At 55.7% G+C, this 17,218-nt stretch carries 16 protein-coding genes, 1 tRNA gene and 2 pseudogenes; 10 read left to right on the top strand and 9 right to left on the bottom strand.

Features of this window, described 5'->3' with window-relative positions; translation table 11 throughout:
- Positions 1–24: 24 nt before the first annotated feature.
- Positions 25–1,458, bottom strand: coding sequence for a M48 family metalloprotease (locus D882_RS0123680; protein WP_027925534.1), 1,434 nt, complete (start codon positions 1,456–1,458; stop codon positions 25–27).
- A 98-nt stretch (positions 1,459–1,556) separates the two neighbouring features.
- Between D882_RS0123680 and D882_RS0123675 the strand changes: the two genes are divergently transcribed.
- Positions 1,557–1,796 carry a sulfurtransferase TusA family protein gene (locus D882_RS0123675; protein WP_027925533.1) on the top strand — a complete coding sequence of 80 codons (240 nt, stop codon included), beginning with the start codon at positions 1,557–1,559 and terminating at the stop codon, positions 1,794–1,796.
- A 31-nt stretch (positions 1,797–1,827) separates the two neighbouring features.
- On the top strand, positions 1,828–2,898 hold the full coding sequence (locus D882_RS0123670; RefSeq protein ID WP_027925532.1) for an AI-2E family transporter: 1,071 nt from the start codon (positions 1,828–1,830) through the stop codon (positions 2,896–2,898).
- Between the two features lie 114 nt (positions 2,899–3,012).
- Here the strand turns inward: D882_RS0123670 and D882_RS0123665 are convergent, their stop codons facing one another.
- Both D882_RS0123665 and D882_RS0123660 read right to left on the bottom strand, forming a co-directional pair.
- Entirely contained in the window at positions 3,013–3,486 is a 474-nt protein-coding gene (locus D882_RS0123665) for a peroxiredoxin (protein WP_027925531.1), read from the bottom strand.
- Between the two features lie 10 nt (positions 3,487–3,496).
- Positions 3,497–4,057, bottom strand: a complete 561-nt coding sequence (locus tag D882_RS0123660; RefSeq protein WP_027925530.1) for a glycine cleavage system protein R — start codon at positions 4,055–4,057, stop codon at positions 3,497–3,499.
- Between the two features lie 325 nt (positions 4,058–4,382).
- Between D882_RS0123660 and dapA the strand changes: the two genes are divergently transcribed.
- The 5 genes from dapA to D882_RS0123635 all read left to right on the top strand — a co-directional run bounded on the left by dapA (position 4,383) and on the right by D882_RS0123635 (position 8,073).
- Positions 4,383–5,261: a 4-hydroxy-tetrahydrodipicolinate synthase gene (dapA, locus tag D882_RS0123655; RefSeq protein ID WP_027925529.1), complete on the top strand. Its 879-nt coding sequence runs from the start codon at positions 4,383–4,385 to the stop codon at positions 5,259–5,261.
- Between the two features lie 17 nt (positions 5,262–5,278).
- Positions 5,279–6,394 carry an outer membrane protein assembly factor BamC gene (gene bamC / locus D882_RS0123650; protein WP_027925528.1) on the top strand — a complete coding sequence of 372 codons (1,116 nt, stop codon included), beginning with the start codon at positions 5,279–5,281 and terminating at the stop codon, positions 6,392–6,394.
- 4 nt (positions 6,395–6,398) lie between these two features.
- Positions 6,399–7,157, top strand: coding sequence for an MBL fold metallo-hydrolase (locus tag D882_RS0123645; protein WP_027925527.1), 759 nt, complete (start codon positions 6,399–6,401; stop codon positions 7,155–7,157).
- A 28-nt stretch (positions 7,158–7,185) separates the two neighbouring features.
- On the top strand, positions 7,186–7,899 hold the full coding sequence (gene purC, locus D882_RS0123640) for a phosphoribosylaminoimidazolesuccinocarboxamide synthase (protein WP_007944067.1): 714 nt from the start codon (positions 7,186–7,188) through the stop codon (positions 7,897–7,899).
- An 84-nt stretch (positions 7,900–7,983) separates the two neighbouring features.
- Positions 7,984–8,073, top strand: a tRNA-Ser gene (locus tag D882_RS0123635).
- Between the two features lie 134 nt (positions 8,074–8,207).
- Here the strand turns inward: D882_RS0123635 and D882_RS0123630 are convergent.
- On the bottom strand, positions 8,208–10,526 hold the full coding sequence (locus D882_RS0123630; protein ID WP_032833663.1) for a YecA family protein: 2,319 nt from the start codon (positions 10,524–10,526) through the stop codon (positions 8,208–8,210).
- Between the two features lie 74 nt (positions 10,527–10,600).
- A pseudogene (locus tag D882_RS1000000133260) lies at positions 10,601–10,720 on the bottom strand (integrase); the annotation flags it as partial.
- Positions 10,721–10,727: 7 nt separating this feature from the next.
- Here D882_RS1000000133260 and D882_RS1000000132920 point away from each other — a divergent pair.
- The 3 genes and pseudogenes from D882_RS1000000132920 to D882_RS0123615 form a co-directional block, all read left to right on the top strand.
- Positions 10,728–10,859 (top strand): annotated as a pseudogene (locus D882_RS1000000132920) (glycoside hydrolase family 19 protein); the annotation flags it as partial.
- Positions 10,841–11,383 carry a lysis system i-spanin subunit Rz gene (locus tag D882_RS01000000131380; RefSeq protein ID WP_032833661.1) on the top strand — a complete coding sequence of 181 codons (543 nt, stop codon included), beginning with the start codon at positions 10,841–10,843 and terminating at the stop codon, positions 11,381–11,383. The pseudogene D882_RS1000000132920 and the gene D882_RS01000000131380, both read left to right, overlap by 19 nt.
- 150 nt (positions 11,384–11,533) lie before the next feature.
- A complete protein-coding gene (locus D882_RS0123615) occupies positions 11,534–12,328 on the top strand; it encodes a DNA adenine methylase (protein WP_027925524.1) in 795 nt (264 codons plus the stop codon).
- Between the two features lie 234 nt (positions 12,329–12,562).
- On the opposite strand, the gene D882_RS0123610 is transcribed toward D882_RS0123615, so the two are convergent.
- The 4 genes from D882_RS0123610 to tssI form a co-directional block, all read right to left on the bottom strand.
- Positions 12,563–12,778, bottom strand: coding sequence for a hypothetical protein (locus D882_RS0123610; protein WP_027925523.1), 216 nt, complete (start codon positions 12,776–12,778; stop codon positions 12,563–12,565).
- 131 nt (positions 12,779–12,909) lie between these two features.
- A complete protein-coding gene (locus D882_RS0123605; protein ID WP_032833660.1) occupies positions 12,910–13,821 on the bottom strand; it encodes a tetratricopeptide repeat protein in 912 nt (303 codons plus the stop codon).
- Entirely contained in the window at positions 13,802–16,015 is a 2,214-nt protein-coding gene (locus D882_RS0123600) for a phospholipase D-like domain-containing protein (RefSeq protein ID WP_027925521.1), read from the bottom strand. The genes D882_RS0123605 and D882_RS0123600 overlap by 20 nt, the downstream gene beginning before the upstream one ends.
- Before the next feature lie 17 nt (positions 16,016–16,032).
- On the bottom strand, positions 16,033–17,218 hold a 1,186-nt coding region (gene tssI, locus D882_RS01000000131375), incomplete at its 5' end, for a type VI secretion system tip protein TssI/VgrG (RefSeq protein WP_032833659.1).

The following is a 17,218-nucleotide window of genomic DNA, read 5'->3' as shown; positions in this document are numbered from 1 at the left end:
TGCCCGGAATTTGCAGCCAGGCCGTCAGCCCATCATGTCCTTGATCATGCGCTCCTGCTCCATCAACTCACGCTGACGTGCATCGATACGCGAAGACAACGGGAAGTTGCTGCCAGCCTTACGCTTGGCGAAGTCCAGTTGCTGAATGGCCTGACGATAGTCGCCGACCAATGCAAAGTACTCCGCGCGAGCTTGATGCAGGCCGATGATGTTGCCGGAAAGGCCGCGAGTCTCGGCCACCTGATACCACACGTCAGGATCGTCCGGGCGTGACTTGAGCAGGCCTTCCAATGCCTTTTCAGCATCGGCGGTGCGGTTCTGTTTCAGCAGCAGATCGACACGCACCTGATTCAGCGGATAGTTGCCGGGGTATTGCGTGAGCAACCGGTCGACGCGTGATTGAGCATCCGGCAGGCGATTGTTGGTGATGTCCAGATCGACTTCCGCCAGGTTATAGATGATCTCGTTCGGCGCCTTGGCCAGCAGAGGCTTGAGGTTCTCCCGAGCTTCATTCAACTGACCCCCCTTGATCTGGGCGATGGCCAGGCCATAGCGCGCGACATCGTTTTTCGGGTTTTCTTCAAGCAGGGCACGGAAGCGCTTGGCGCCCAGGCCAGGGGTTTCTTCGTAGAACAACTGGACGCGCGCGCGAATCAGCTGATAACGCAGGGTGTCCTCGATGCCGCCCTGCGGAGCCTGTTCGGCGCGGTTGCGGGTGTCGGCGATCCGCGATTCGGTGACCGGGTGAGTCAGCAGGAATTCCGGTGGCTTGGCGTCGAAGCGGTACTGGCGCCCCAAGCGCTCGAACATGGTCGGCATCGAGCGCGGGTCGTAACCGGCTTTTTCCAGATTGACGATGCCGATGCGGTCGGCTTCCTGTTCGTTCTGACGCGAGAAGCGTCGCTGTTCCTGGATCGCCGCCGCTTGCGTACTCGCAATGGCCGCGATCCCGGCATCGCCGGCACCGGCCGCCGCAATCACGATCCCGGCCAGCAGGGCGGCCATCATCGGCACTTGCATGCGTTGCTGGGCTTCAATGCCACGGGCAAAGTGGCGTTGCGACAAGTGAGCCAATTCGTGAGCCAGTACCGAGGCGTATTCACCCTCGGTCTGCGCATTGAGGAACAAGCCGCCGTTGACCCCGACAATCCCGCCCGGCGCCGCAAAGGCGTTGAGCTGCGGGCTGTTGATCAGGATGAACTCCAGGCGCCGGTCATTGACCTGGCTGGTCTCCACCAGTCGGTAAACGCTGGATTCGACGTAATCCTTGAGCTGCGGATCGTTGAGCTGCGCCACCTGGCTGCGCAACAGCGCCAGCCACGCACGGCCCAACTGGTGTTCCTGTTGTGGCGAGACGATGGCAGAACTGGCGTCGCCGAGTGACGGCAGGTCGTCGGCAAAGCCCGGTGAGGCAAGCAGGCAAGCGAGCGTCAGCAGGGTAGGGCGCAAAAAAGTCATGCACAAAGCCTTAGTCGACAAAGACCTTACTGTAGCCGGACACTGGGCTTGGGACCAGATATTCTAGGCAACTCAACCACCTGACTCGGAGTGAAACAATGACCGACGCTGTAGAGCATGACGTCGAACTGGACGCCAGCGGCCTGAATTGTCCGTTGCCCTTGCTCAAGGCCAAGCTGGAGCTCAATCGCCTGGCCAGCGGCGCGGTGCTCAAGGTAATCGCCACGGATGCGGGTTCGCAGCGTGACTTCCGCACCTTTGCCCGATTGGCCGGTCATACGCTGCTTCGCGAAGAAGATGAGGCGGGTGTTTACCGCTACTGGTTAAAAAAAGCCTGAAACCTGCTGCGTTCGTTTTTAAGGAATATTGATGTTCAAGGTGTTACGCGACTGGATTCAGCGCTACTTTTCCGATGAAGAAGCCGTGGTGCTGGCGGTGCTGCTGGTGCTGGCATTCACCGCCGTGCTCACCTTGGGCGGCATGCTCGCGCCGGTACTGGCCGGGATGGTGCTGGCGTACCTCATGCATGGCCTGGTGGCCACCCTCGAACGTTTGCGCATGCCCGGTGGCGTGGCGGTGGGGCTGGTGTTCACACTGTTCATGGGGGCGCTGCTGGTCTTCATGATTGTCCTGGTGCCGCTGCTGTGGCATCAGCTGATTACGCTGTTCAACGAGTTGCCCGGCATGCTCGCCAAGTGGCAGTCGCTGTTATTGCTGCTGCCCGAGCGCTATCCGCATCTGGTGTCCGATGAGCAGGTATTGCAGGCCATCGAAGTGGCACGGGGCGAGATCGGCAAATTCGGCCAGTGGGCGCTGACGTTCTCGTTGTCGAGTCTGCCGTTGCTGGTGAACATCATGATCTACCTCGTTCTGGTGCCGATCCTGGTGTTCTTCTTCCTCAAGGACCGGGAGATGATCGGCCAGTGGGTGCGCGGTTATCTGCCCCGTGAACGGGCGTTGATCACCCGCGTCGCTCATGAAATGAACCGGCAGATTGCCAATTACATTCGCGGCAAGGTCATCGAGATCTTCATCTGCGGCGGTGTGACCTACATCGGTTTTGTCGTGCTGGGGCTTAACTACGCCGCGCTGCTGGCCTTGCTGGTGGGCGTGTCGGTGGTGGTGCCTTACGTCGGCGCTGTGGTAGTGACCGTGCCGGTCATGCTGATTGCTCTGTTCCAGTGGGGCTGGAGCGATCAGTTCATCTATTTGATGGCGGTCTACGGGATCATTCAGACGCTGGACGGCAACGTGCTGGTGCCGTTGCTGTTCTCGGAGGCGGTCAACCTGCACCCGGTCGCGATCATTTGCGCGGTGCTGTTGTTTGGCGGGTTGTGGGGATTCTGGGGGGTGTTTTTTGCGATTCCGCTGGCGACGCTGTTCAAGGCCGTGCTGGATGCGTGGCCGCGCAAGGAGCCAGAAGTCGCGCCGCTGCTTTAGTACTACAGCGAGGCTGATGGCCTCCATCCCGAGCAAGCTCGGTCCCACAGGAATATCACGATACCTGTGGGGCCGAGCTTGCTCGCGATAGCGTCGTAACAGGCGCCAAAAAAATCAGGCCTTATTCAAAGCCTGAGCCGCCGCCAACACCGCATCCACATGCCCCGGCACCTTCACACCGCGCCATTCCTGACGCAGTACACCGTTCTTGTCGATCAGGAACGTGCTGCGATCGACGCCCATGTATTCCTTGCCATACAGCTTCTTCAGCTTGATCACATCAAACAGCTGGCAAAGCGCTTCTTCCTTGTCGCTGATCAGCTCGAAGGTGAACGCCTGCTTGGCCTTGAAGTTTTCGTGGGACTTGAGGCTGTCACGCGACACGCCGAATACTTCGGTGTTGGCCGCTTTAAACGCCTCAAGCTGATCGCGAAAGCCCTGACCTTGAGTGGTGCAACCCGGCGTGCTGTCCTTGGGATAGAAGTAGATCACCACTTGCTTGCCTTTAAGGCCCGCGAGGCTGACGGTCTGTCCATTGGTGGCGGGTGCTTCGAAGTCGGCAACCGGTTGGTCGATGGCAACGGCCATGAAAGCTTCCTTACATTGGGTTTTGTGGGCGCCACGGTTCGATCAGCGCGTCCAGGTTCAGCGCGTCGGCGAAATCCAGGAACTGATCGCGCAGCCAGCTGATCTGCACGCCAGCCGGCAAGGTCACGGTAAACGTGGCGTTGAGCATGGTGCCGCCGGTTTGTGGCGCCTGATAGGTGTCACAGGTCAGGTTTTCCAACTCGACGTTGTGGTCCATGAAGAACTGGCACAGCTCATTGATGATGTCAGACCGGTAGGCCGAACTGACATAAGCCACGTAAGGCAGCGCCTGAGGACGGTTCTCCAGGGCCGCGCTGCGCACCACATTGACGGTGAACGCATGCTTTTTGGAGAGGCTCGGCAAGCTGCCTTCCAGACGCGCCAGGGCGTCCCAGCTACCGGAAATCTCGAGGATCAACGCACTGCACTCGCCATGACGGGTCAGGCGGGAAGTGACCACGGCGCAGCGATTTTCATGGCTGGCGCGGCACAGGACGTTAGTCAGCTCCATGGGGTTGGCGCCGAGGGCACTGATGACAAGGAATTGTTCGCGAACTGTGGGGGTGGACATGCAGCATTCCTAAAGCGATGAGCGGTCGGTACGACTAAGGGCTTTTTTCGGGGACAAGCCTGCGGATGCGAATTCAGAAAACCCGAGTCACAAGTTGCAACGTGCTCCAGTGAGGCCGGAGCGAGGGGTGGCAACGCTGGATCGGGGCTTGTGATGCCGTAAATGGAGGCTTGAACCTGGCGTACGAGCTTATCAGTACCGATCAAAGTCTGAAGGGTAGCGAAAAGCAACGCCAAGGGGAATGGCGGCAGCGCAGTACTTTGCTTGTGCAAGCATCTTGGCGCCAGTACCATTACCGCTCTCTTTTTCCGGCAGGAGCGGTTTCATGATTGCGGGCAGTATGGTGGCACTGGTCACACCCATGGATGCACAAGGGCGTCTTGACTGGGACAGCCTCAGCAAACTCGTGGACTTCCACCTTGAAAACGGCACCCATGCCATTGTCGCGGTCGGTACTACCGGCGAGTCGGCAACCCTCGACGTAGACGAGCACATCGCGGTCATCAAGGCCGTGGTCAAGCAGGTCAATGGTCGTATTCCGGTGATCGCCGGCACCGGCGCCAATTCGACCCGTGAAGCCGTCGAACTGACCCGCAACGCCAAAGCGGCCGGCGCCGATGCCTGCCTGCTGGTCGTTCCGTACTACAACAAGCCGACTCAGGAAGGCTTGTACCAGCATTTCAAGCACATCGCTGAATCGGTCGACATTCCACAGATCCTCTACAACGTTCCTGGCCGCACCTCCTGCGACATGCAGGCCGAGACCGTGATTCGCCTGTCCACCGTGCCGAACATCATCGGTATCAAGGAAGCCACTGGCGACCTGAAACGTGCCAAGGCAATCCTTGATGGCGTGAGCAAGGACTTCATCGTGCTGTCCGGCGATGATCCGACCGCTGTCGAGCTGATCCTGATGGGCGGCAAGGGCAATATCTCTGTCACCGCCAACGTCGCCCCGCGCGAAATGGCCGACCTGTGCGAGGCCGCGCTCAAGGGCGACGCCGAGACTGCGCGGGCCATCAACGAAAAATTGATGCCGCTGCACAAGGACCTGTTCATCGAAGCCAACCCGATTCCGGTGAAGTGGGCTTTGGTCGAAATGGGCCTGATGCATGAAGGCATTCGCCTGCCGCTGACCTGGCTGAGCACACCTTGTCATGAAACGCTTCGCTCGGCCCTGCGCCAGTGCGGCGTCCTGGTTTAATTGAGGAAGTACAACGCATGAAGCGAATGGCCGGACTTTCCGCACTTGCCTTGATTATCTCCAGCACCAGTGGCTGTGGATGGGTCTGGGGCCCGGAAGGTTATTTCCGTGACCGTGGTAGCGACTACCTGGAAGCGCAACAGACAGCACCCATGCAATTGCCACCGGATGTCACCACCGCCAAACGTCTGGATCCGCTGCTGCCGATCCCGCGTAACGTGGCCGATGACACCGCCAAGGGCGAATACATCGTTCCTCGTCCGCAGCCGTTGTCGGCGTCGGCCGATGCCAGTGCCTACTCCCTGCAGAAAGTCGGCGATTCGCGTTCGATCCTGGCGCAGAACCCTCCGGCCGAAGTCTGGCCAGTGGCTGTGCAGTTCTTCCAGGACAACGGTTTCCGTCTGGATGAACAAAAGCCGCAAACCGGCGAATTCACCACGACCTGGCAGCATTCCGACGAACTGTCCGCAGCGATGGCTAAACGCCTGAGCGCAGCCGGCGTCAGCACCGACAGCCAGACCCGCGTGCGAGTGCGGATCGAGCCGGGCGTGCAGCGCAACACCAGTGAAGTCTATGTGGTCAGCGCCGAGCGTCCTGCCGGCAGCACCGCCGATGTGGACTTCACCAACCGTTCGGTCAACACCGGCCTGGATGCAGCACTGGTCGACGACATGCTCGCGAGCATGAGCCGCATTTCGGAGAAGGGCGGTTCGGTCTCCATGCTGGCTTCGCGTGATTTCGATACGCCAAGTCGTATCAGCATGAGCGAAGACGGCAGCGGCAACCTGGTTCTGAACGTCGGCAACGACCTGGACCGTGCCTGGTCGAGCGTCGGTCGTGCGCTGGAACAGGGCGAATGGCGCGTTGAAGACATCAACCGCAGCCTGGGCCTGTACTACATCAACCTGTCCGAAAAAGCCGAGAAGAAAGACGAGAAGCCTGGCTTCTTCAGCAACCTGTTCGGCAGCGCGCCGAGCAAGGAAGAAGTTGAAGCCCGTGCCGAGCGTTATCAGGTTCGCCTGAGCAAGGTCGGTGAAAACGTCCAGGTAACCGTCGAGAAAAACATCAACACCGTGGCGCCGGCAGACGTGGCGCGTAAAGTGTTGAGTGAGATTCAGGACAAACTGGGCTGATCACATGCGTTTTGCCGTTCTCGGCAGCGGTAGCCAAGGGAACGGCACGCTGGTAGCCAGCGATGACACGTACGTGCTGGTGGATTGTGGTTTCTCCCTGCGGGAAACCGAAAAACGCCTGCTGCGCCTGGGTGTGAACCCTGCGCAGTTGAGCGCGATACTCGTGACCCACGAACATGCCGACCACGTGCATGGCGTGGGTTTGCTGTCTCGGCGCTACAATCTGCCTGTCTACCTCAGTCGCGGGACCCTGCGCGGGATGCGCAAACCGATTGAACCGGCTGGCCTTCTGGCCGGCGGCGAGCAACTGCAGATCGGCGCTCTGAGCATCGGCGTCATTGCCGTGGCCCACGATGCGCAGGAGCCGACGCAATACGTCTTCAGCGACGGTGAGCGGCGCTTCGGCCTGCTGACTGACCTGGGCTCGTATTGCGACACGGTGCTGGACGGCTATCGGGACCTCGATGCGTTGATGATCGAGTCCAACCATTGCCGTGACATGCTGGCTCGCGGTCACTACCCCTACTTTCTCAAGCAGCGGGTGGGCGGTGAACTGGGACATCTGAACAACCACCAGGCGGCATTCCTGGTGTCTGAGTTGGGCTGGCAAGGCCTGCAACACCTGGTCCTGGCCCATCTGAGCAGCAAGAACAACCTGCCGCAGCTGGCCCGGCAATGTTTTGTCGACACCCTCGGGTGCGACCCGGACTGGCTGCAACTGGCCGATCAAGATTCAGGGCTCGACTGGCGACACATCGCCTAGCCCATCTACTTAGCAAGCGGAGCCCATCATGGAAAAACGTGAAGAACTCTACCGCGGCAAAGCCAAATCGGTTTACAAGACCGATGACGCTAACCGCTTGATCCTGCTGTTTCGCAACGACACCTCGGCGTTCGACGGCAAGCGCATCGAGCAGCTCGACCGCAAAGGCATGGTGAACAACAAGTTCAACGCCTTCATCATGCAGAAACTCGAAGCCGCCGGCGTGCCGACCCAATTCGACAAACTGCTGGGCGACAACGAATGCCTGGTGAAAAAACTCGATATGATCCCGGTCGAGTGCGTCGTGCGTAATTACGCCGCCGGCAGCCTGGTCAAGCGCCTGGGCGTCGAAGAGGGCATGAAGCTCAACCCTTACACCTTCGAACTGTTCCTGAAGGACGACGCCAAGGGCGACCCGTTCATCAACGAATCCCACGTCGTGGCCTTCGGTTGGGGCACCGCCGAGCAACTGGTTCGCATGAAAGAACTGTCGCTCAAGGTCAACGAAGTCCTGAGCAAACTGTTCGACGACGCCGGCCTGCTGCTGGTCGACTTCAAACTCGAATTCGGCGTATTCCACGACGGCTCCATCGTCCTGGGCGACGAATTCAGCCCGGACGGCTGCCGCCTGTGGGACAAGGCCACCGGCAAGAAAATGGACAAGGACCGCTTCCGTCAGGGCCTCGGTGACGTCATCGAAGCCTACGAAGAAGTCGCCAATCGTCTGGGCGTACCGCTTTAATCGACGCAAGCATCTGATAGCACAGAATTATTTTGCTTAGGGGGGTTCGCTTCCTGCGAAAGTGTTGTTATGATGCGCGCCGTTGGAGAGATGCCAGAGTGGCCGAATGGGACGGATTCGAAATCCGTTGTACCTTCACCGGTACCTAGGGTTCGAATCCCTATCTCTCCGCCATTATTGAACAAGACTAAGCCCCTGTAATCGTTAGAGATTACAGGGGCTTTTTCGTTTCTCAAGTTTGGTTTAGGGCAAATCTAGGGCATAAAAGGCTTCTATGAAACCGCTCTAGGCTGCTACAGCCCATCCGTTTAACGGCCGTGGCACTTCTTGAATTTTGTCCCGCTACCGCACCAGCAGGGTTCATTGCGCCCCGGAATTCGTGTTGGGCTTTTGGCTAACGCTGACGATGAGGTCATTAATTCAATTGTCCGGCGGCTCAGGGCTACCGCGTCCGCTTTAATTGCGTCCGAAGTCATCTGCTCGCGCCGAATCCAGTATGGAGTTGCATGTTTGTACTGGCCCTGCTCACAGACTTCAATAACGAGCATCATCACCTGCTCGACATTAAGGGATTCAGCTACGGCTTGTGCTTTGAACTGAGCGGCTGAGATGTCAGGAGTATCACCATTGCGATGCAGCCAAAACAGCAGTCCCACGTCAACGCGTACTGCAAAATAACGGTGTTTGTACTGACGAAGGCTTTTTCTCAAAGGTTCAAGCTGCTGAGCCAAGTCCTTACGACCTTCAGAGCTAAAATCTCGCAATTTGTTATCAGCCTCGATCCAACCGGAAGCTCGAGTCTCATCCAAAGCTGCGAGTATCCCTTGCAGCTCTTCTGGAATTTCTTGTGTAGGTAGCTGCTTTTTTTCCCATTCGTGCTGGCTGAAATAATCATCCACAATGGAACTCATACCATCCATGGTAATAAGGGTTGCTCCTTCCTTCAGTTGTCGTCGCACGGTTTCGCAAAAGCGATTGTTCGTAATGTATGCCCCCAGATGATCAAATTCGTCGAAAAGGAATACCTCTTTGATCCCTCCAGCTTCCTGCCGAATACTCAGATAATGGATTAGTGCTCCGGTATCGGGAAGGAAACGGTTGAGTACCAGCAGCTCGTCGATGGCCACTGAAATAAATGGATGCTTGCCCAAAATTGGACTAATCCCTGTCAGCTGTTTGCTACCAGTGGAAAAAGGCGAATAAGACTCAACTGTTAATCCTACGGGTAGAACCAGCCAGTAGTCGGAGAGACGGATTCGAGCCACCTCTACGTACCGGCCATCTTTGAATTCGTATATTGGCACTTCGTCCGCTGAAGCGAGGTATTCAATGAACCGTTGACATTGATCGTAGGCTTTCACGACCAAGTCACGCACAGCCCTTGCATGGCGCTCGAAGCTTTCGGCGGGTGAGGCTATCGTCGCGGCGGCGCCTGACTTCGCCTCAATAACCGCGAGCACTCTGTCGAGCATGACCAAAGTATCGTTCTCGAACCACTTACCATTGCGACGGTAATAAACCTCGTTCAGAATTTTTGCACCTTTTAGCTGGCGACCAAAAATTTTTACAAATGAACTCTCACTCCAATCCTTCTGGTTTTGTTTGAAATTTTCGGAATATCCGGGATCTCTAACTAAAAGGTTGTAAAGAATCGCTCGATACGCGGCATCGCGGGCAAAACTTGGATCGGTTAGGTAATGAGCACCATCTAATTTGATCAGCGGTTTTTTGCGTGCGGGCAGCGTACGAAATGGAGTTCCTGAGTAATCTCCGGGAGCATAGAATTCTGTTTCTTCGGCCAACTCGTATGAGAGATCGTCTAAAAGAATATCTGGGAGATTGGTATGGTGCCGGGCGTTGCAGATGCCCCCTTGAAAAAGATCAACGAATGCAGCGCTAGCTGAGTTGGCCTCTTCCGCACGCTCGGCTCTCCATTGTTTCATGCCTTCTTCCATTGACTGTCCGCGAGACTGCACAAACCGTTGTGCATTATTCATGGAGCTTTCAATTGCACGAGCGGCCTTGTCATGCCCCATTCGTATTGAGTCGGCCAGCGCTTGTATACCGATTGCTACTTCGTCAGCCCCTATGCCATAGGTGTGTAGAAGGGCATCATGGTGTGGTTGAAGGGCGAAGCTGAAAAACTCTTGCTCCAATACCTGGTAGCGTCCTCCACGAATCAAAATCCACGTGGAGAGGGCGCGAAACATGAGGTCTCTCGTTCCAGGTCCATACTCGGTTTCGGAGGTTCCCGAGGCAATAAGCATTGTAGCGATCATTGATGCCATTCTCAGCTCCGCGGCAACGAGAATGATCTCCGTGCAGATAGCCTCATCGAGTGCGGTATCCACTTCCAGCGGAGTCGTCGCCAACACGGCATGAACGTATTCAAGCAAGAATTGGGCTTCATCAACGTTAAGCTTTGCTGAATATTTTGCCGTCTTGTCCACTGCGTCTTCGTCTGACCTCGTGATTCCACCAAACAACAGACCGGCGTAGATATACCCCAGCAAATCCTTGGGAGGTTGAGTCGTAATGAGTTGCCGCAATCTCAGCGCCAAAGTTTTCAAATCGTTCAACGCTTCTGATACATGTGTTTCAGAAAAAGCATTTTCACTTAAACTCATGGCGACGATCCTTGGCAACGTTCAAAGATCAGAACATTACATCAATTTAAAGCAGGCCCGTATCGGGCTTATGTTCAATCCGTTCTAAACCCCAACATCTTCGAGACGATACCCGCCATGCTCTTGGTGTCCTTCGGTATCCATCTCCCGTAATGCTTTCGTACCATGGTTGTATCGGCGTGCCCCAGCTGCCTGCGCGAGCTGAACGCCCTGGCTGATCGGGATGAGTTCGAAGCGATTACGCGCAAGATCAATGGCGGCCTCAATGGCCTGACGGATCGACTACAGCTGTGGGAGCGGGCGAGGGCGGTGCTATGCGTCTCGTCGACCTGAGTCCTACGCCGTATCGGCTGTTCGCCGTTGGTGTGTTGCTGATCGCCGTAGCTGGTGGTTCGGCCGCGTTGGCCTGGCAGGTACAGGACTGGCGCTACGGCCAGCAACTGGCGGAGCAGTCCAGTCTGCACACCGACACTATTAACCAATTGATGTTGGTCTCGGCCGCGCAACAACGTGCCGAACAGGACAAACGCCAGTCGCTTGAACAACGGCTTTCCGCCAGTGAGCAAACCCATTACCGAGTGTTAAGCGATGCCCAACGTGATCAAGGTCGCCTGCGCGACCGTCTTGCCACTGCTAATGTGCGCTTGTCAGTCCTACTCGACGCCACTGAATCCGCCAGTGGCTGCGCAGTGTCAGCCACCCCCGCAACCGGCGGCGTGGTTCATGGCCCCACAAGAGCCCAACTTGACCCAGCGCATGCTCAACGAATTATCGGCATCACCGATGCCGGCGACCAAGGACTGATCTCCTTGGCGGCCTGTCAGTCCTATGCCAAAGAAGTCTCAACACCGAAGTGAAAAAGAGCGGCCGGGGTGGATGCGTCAACATCCAACCCGACCGCCGTCCCTGCAGATTGCCCCTGCAAGTCCAGCCAAGGCTCTTACTCCGTGCACGAAGCGCGGCGAGCCTAGCACCTGTTCATCCATACAGTAAAGGTCTTGCACTCTATGTCTACCCCCATCATCCCTTGGATGGGCGGCAAACGCCGTCTGGCCGATCGCCTCATTCCGCTTTTTCCGCCCCACGAATGCTACGTTGAAGTCTTTGCCGGCGGCGCCGCGCTGTACTTCATGCGACCCCAAGCCGCGCCGGTTGAAGTTCTCAACGACATCAACGGCGACTTGGTGACGTTGTACCGCGTCGTGCAGAACCACTTGGAAGAATTCGTGCGCCAGTTCAAATGGGCGCTTAGCTCACGCCAGGTGTTCGAGTGGCAGAAGATGACTCGCCCCGAAACCCTCACCGACATTCAACGCGCCGCCCGATTTTTCTACCTGCAGCACCATGCCTTCGCCGGCAAGGTCACCGGGCAGACCTTCGGTACCGCGACCACCGGCCCAGCGATCAACCTGCTGCGGATCGAGGAAAACCTCTCGGCCGCGTGGCAGCGCCTGTCTGGCACCTACGTTGAAAACTTGCCTTGGCTTGATTGCGCAGAACGCTACGACCGTGCCCACACCTTCCACTACATGGACCCACCTTACTGGCAGACCGCCGGCTACGGTGTGGACTTTCCGTTCGAGAACTACGAGCGAATGGCTGACTTCATGCATCGTTGCAAAGGCAAAGTGATGGTCAGCATCAACGACCACCCGGACATCCGACGGGTGTTTGAGGGCTTTCATTTCGAAACGTTGGACATCCATTATTGCAATACTAATCAGCGTCAAGGAAAGGCAGAGTTGAGTGGAGAACTGGTGATTATGAATTGGAAGCCCGATGCATTGGGAGGGTTGTTTTAGATAGTGATAATTGTACTTCCTGGCTAACCATGTCCAGATCTGTCGCTGATCGCTCTTGTGGCAGTACAGTTCGCTAACAACAAAAAGCACCGTCTGCTGCGGGGCCATTTAAAAGAAGGTTGTTATTGTTTTGCCCGGGAAAATACCGCCAGCTTACATATAAAAATTCTGCCCAGTAAATAAGGGTGAGAATTTACTTGATTAGCCCTGTTCTTGATATTCAAATTGTTCGTACTATAATTTGGATGCTTTCGGCCAGCCAAAAGCCACCGCTGCGAGTATTAGGCTCAAGATAAACAAAATTTTCGCCGCTGTAACGAGAAAGTCAAAATCATCGGTACTCCCCCCACCTCCGGTCACGGTGCCTGCAACACCGCCCATCCACAGCAAGGCACTGAATATCGAAATGGCAAAAAGCACAGCCGCCAATACTCCCAAGAATTTACGCATCGTGCAGGTCCTTTAGCTATTGTGTCTTGTTGGCTAGCATGGCTCAAAAAGCCATTGCAGCGCTTTTGGGTAGGGCTTTTCTACCGCGACGCACTAAATTAAATCGTCGCGGTTGGATTTAACTTCGTCACTCAGATTTCCGGTCTGCTTTCTGGGTGCTCCGCGTCATAACCTTGCTCAGGGTGAGGTGGAAGTGGGTGGTCGTTCATAAGATTAGGGAAGCGAAGAGCTGGGTTGTCACGAACCTGCACCCATAGATCAGAATATAATGTATAAAGTTTTTGATCCGGACTGTAACCAAAATTATATAATGGGTCAGGTTGTGAATCGAACGCGCCTTGTAAGTTACTTAATCCGGTGGGGCTGCCCAGTGATGCGGCTCGCTGATAATAAAACAAGGATCGAGGATTGTTCTTTTTAGCTATTTTGTAAAAGCTTGCAGTTTCCTCTATGGCGTCGGGGTTACCTTGCGCTCCCGCGCAACGATAATAAAGCTCCGCCATGTCATCATCTTGCTTGTCCCTAGGCAATGCAAAAGCGAAATATTGGCCGATTTGAACCTGCGCCAATGGGCTACCTAATTGAGCGGCTTGGAACATATAAGAACTGGCCATACGATCCGATTTCAACACCCCTTGTCCATTCTCAACCACCACGGCCCAGTTGTAATAACCCAGTGGGACTTTAAGCTTGACCATGCGCTCGTAGAGGTCGAGCATCTTGTCGGTATTTTGCTCAACGCCAGGCTGTCCGGGCCAGCCAGTGCGATAAAGTCCCGCCAGGTTATGCATCGCCTTCCAATGGTCTTTGCCAATGGCTTTTTCGTAAAGGTCGACGATGGCACGCCAGTCTTTAACCCCTCGTGCCTTCTCCATAGCGCGAGCCTGTTGGAACCAGCTTTCCGCTTCGACATCCAACGGCGGGTTATGGTCTTTTTCATAGGCGCAGGTAAAGGTTGGATAGGCCATGGCCGGAACTCCGTTCAACAAAATTGAAAAAATGAAGACACCCAAAGAAATGCCTTTAATCAAGGGCGTTAGCATAAGGCGTCTCCACATCCCAGAAACGGGTCAGATGAGCGATCAATGGTTCATTTTTATTTTTGTTTTTCCAGTTTTCGTTCATTACTGCATTCCATCGTTTAAAATTTTCAGCGGCGTCACATTGCCAGCGATCTTTATTGATTGACTTGCCGGCATGTAACTTCCAAAGCTCGTCGCGCCACTGCAAGGCCAGATCGGGATCCGGTGCCGCCAGCCCCAACTCGGAGTCGGTGTGCATACTGCGTGTGTTGATATTGGCGGAACTGAGCAAACTGAAAACATCGTCCACTATCAATAGCTTCGAATGCACATAGATGTCGCGAAAAAATGCCTGTTGCCCCTCGGACAACTTGTTTCCAGGTTCTGGAGTACACGCGGTGAGCGTGGCAAGAACGATCTTGAGTCCAGGTATATCTTTAAGCCTGTAAGGTTTGGGTTCTTCTATGCCATCGGTTTTCGGCTTGCCAAGCTCAGGGATGTTTTCTGGTTTGAGTCCCCCAAGACGTTGTTCCGATTCGGGGGTAACGCCCATTTGTTCTAAATTCGTGATATCGCCCTTCAGCCAATCGATTTGTTTGAGCTGATTCCTCTTCACGCCGGGATTAGTACTCAGGTTTGCTTTCAGATAGGCCAAACGGCTGCGTTTTTGCAGCATTTCTTGCACCAGCGTGCGTTGGGCCTGCGGCATCAATTGCTCTTGCCCTAGTTCTTGCAGGGTGGCATAGGTGGTACTGGAAAAACTTTTGTCGTTTGGGTTATTGGTAACCACGAACAGGTACAGGTCTTGCTCTCGACCCTTAGCAAGGTAAGCGGCTGCTAGCTCCCGCAACTGCTTGGCGAATGACGGATAACGGAAATACTGATTTTCAAAGTAGGCGTAGTTGCGCACATTACCTAATGCATTGTGGTACAGCTCCAGAATCGAGGTCTCTGCCCCTTCCTGTGGTTGTGTACGGCAAATCTGTGCGGTGACTGTACCGGCGTCTTTAAAGTGGTTCGGTTTGATCGCCCGGCGTTGCTCAAGTAGGCCATCCTCAAACCATTTTGTGATCCAAGAGGTTTCTCGATCCCAAGCAGTGCAAAAGTTGTTGTTAAGATCGTGTAGTACCGGGCCCTGCACTCTCATGGACAGATCTTGCCACGGGCCGAAGCCGGGGCTTCGCTGCGCCGCGTTATCGTCATACAGATGGGCGCTGGTATCCCAGTAATTACGATGCATGTTATGACCCATGACGAAACCCACTGCATTAGGGGTATCTTCGTAGTCGACCATAACCATTTTTTGGTGGTGGCTCGCAAAAAGTGTCAGCAGCATCATGTGTGCAAAGTTGACGTCGGGAGCTTCCCCTTTGATCAATCGATAGAGAGTTGCCAGTCGTCCCTTTTCTTTGGCCATTTGAGGGCCGCGTATGATTGCATTGAGCGGGATTTCGGTGGAGAAGTCTCGTGTGCGAAACTCGACGTTCTGCATACGCCCATCGTGCAGGCGGTTGAACCATTCCCTAGTGTATTCCTCATCACGCGGAGAATACTTGGGCGCACCTGATCCCTTGAGTTTGTTGTAGCCACCCGTAGTATTGAGTTGGGATTCGATGTCAGCCAGCATGGCTTGCAACTCACGCTCTCGCGCAGGATTGGGAGGCAGGGAGGTAAACCCGCCCCCATCCACTCGCTGTTGATTAGCGTGCACTTTGGCTAAACGTAATTTATCTAATTCATGCTGATAATAAGTGCGCTGAGACTCCAGAGCCTGACGATACTTGAGGTCGCTATCGGAGGCTGCACTCCCTCGGGTTATACCTGATCCGGTTGCTGTACCTCCAGACCCCATGAGCCCGTCACCGATGATGGTATTTTCAGCGAAGTTGGCCACCGGATTTTTCCAGATCAGTATCCGCGTCTTGATGCCGTGTCGACCTCGAACGTCCAGCAATTCTCCGATCCGATCCCCGTCGGGTTTGAAACGCATCGCCGGGTCAAAACCCCAACTGATGATGTCGATACTCTTTTGTGCCGCCAGGATGGCATCATAAACGGCACCAAATGCCCGCTGACCGTTGATAAGTGGCGTGATGTTCATACCTGCACGCGGTGGATACAGTGCTTTTTTTGCGTACCAGTCCATGGTCAGGTTCGTGGACTTATGCTCAGTGGGCGTAAGTTGAATTACTTGTTTGTTGTAGTCAGTGGTCATTCTATTGCTCCCTGCAATCAATGTCTCTTCGGTGTGTTTGCAGGGCTCTGCGCTAAGGCACGGTAGTCATCCGCCGAACCCAGTGGTTCGAGCTGATCTAGCGTTGCGTGATAGTCGCGATAGCCCTGGCGCGCCAAATCGTGATTCTGGGAAGCGGATTCACTGCCGTCTTCTTTGGGTTCAATCTCGAAGCGATGACCATTGACCAATTCGACTGCGTAGCATTGAGTGCCCGGCACATGCTTGAACCTGATCGCTCCGTCGGCGCCGGTGAGTCCTTCCTGGATCACGGCACCATCGGCGAACAGCGTATACGGCTCATCGAGGTACCCTGGCATTCCTGGTAACGGTCTCACGATCGCGCTCAGCTTGTGGATGACATCTGGGGCAGGCTGCGAAATCCCTCGTTCCAAAAGTTCGCCCACTTTGGCCATATCCACGGGTAGGGGAATGACAGGCAGTAACGCCGCATTCTCGGAGCCTTGGGTCGGAGCTCCCCCCGAGTTGACCTTCACATCAGCCCCACTGATCGTCACGCCTCCCGCATCCACCTTGACGAAACTCCCACCAGCCTTGGCTGTCAGTTCCATCCCGCCTTCAACCACGACCTTGTTGCCAGCGTTGTAGTGAATCTCTTCACCCGCCTCGACGAACTGCGCCGTGCCGACCTTCACATGCTGGGTCGCCGCCACCGTCAGGTGATCATCGGCCCGCGCTTCAGTCTTGCGGTCCAGGTGAGTGATGCGGTGTTCTTCAACCTTGAACTCGCTGAAGACATTGGCCTCGACCGTGTCGTGCCGCTCGTTGCCGATGCGGATTTTCTGGTCGTGTTCGATGTTTTCGTCCCAGTCGCGCTGGGCGTGGAGGTAGATCTGTTCGGCGCCTTTTTTGTCTTCGATGCGAAATTCGTTGTAGCCCTTGCCGCCCGGTGAGCTGAGGGTCTTGAAGGTGCTGCGGGTTTTGTTTGCCGGCAGGTCGTAGGGGACGACGTTTTCCTTGTGGTACAGGCAGCCGGTGACCAATGGCTGGTCGGGGTCGCCTTCGAGGAAGGTGACGAGCACTTCCATGCCGACGCGCGGGATGGCGATGCCGCCGTAGGCACTGCCGGCCCAACCGGTGGCGACGCGCAGCCAGCAGCTGGTTTTGTCGTTGGCCTGGCCGTCGCGGTCCCAGAAGAATTGCACTTTGACGCGACCGTATTCG

Source organism: Pseudomonas sp. URMO17WK12:I12 (genome assembly GCF_000514395.1).
GTDB lineage: Bacteria > Pseudomonadota > Gammaproteobacteria > Pseudomonadales > Pseudomonadaceae > Aquipseudomonas > Aquipseudomonas mucoides.
Note: the sequence above shows the minus strand (reverse complement) of the source record. Positions and strands in the feature narration are given on the sequence as shown.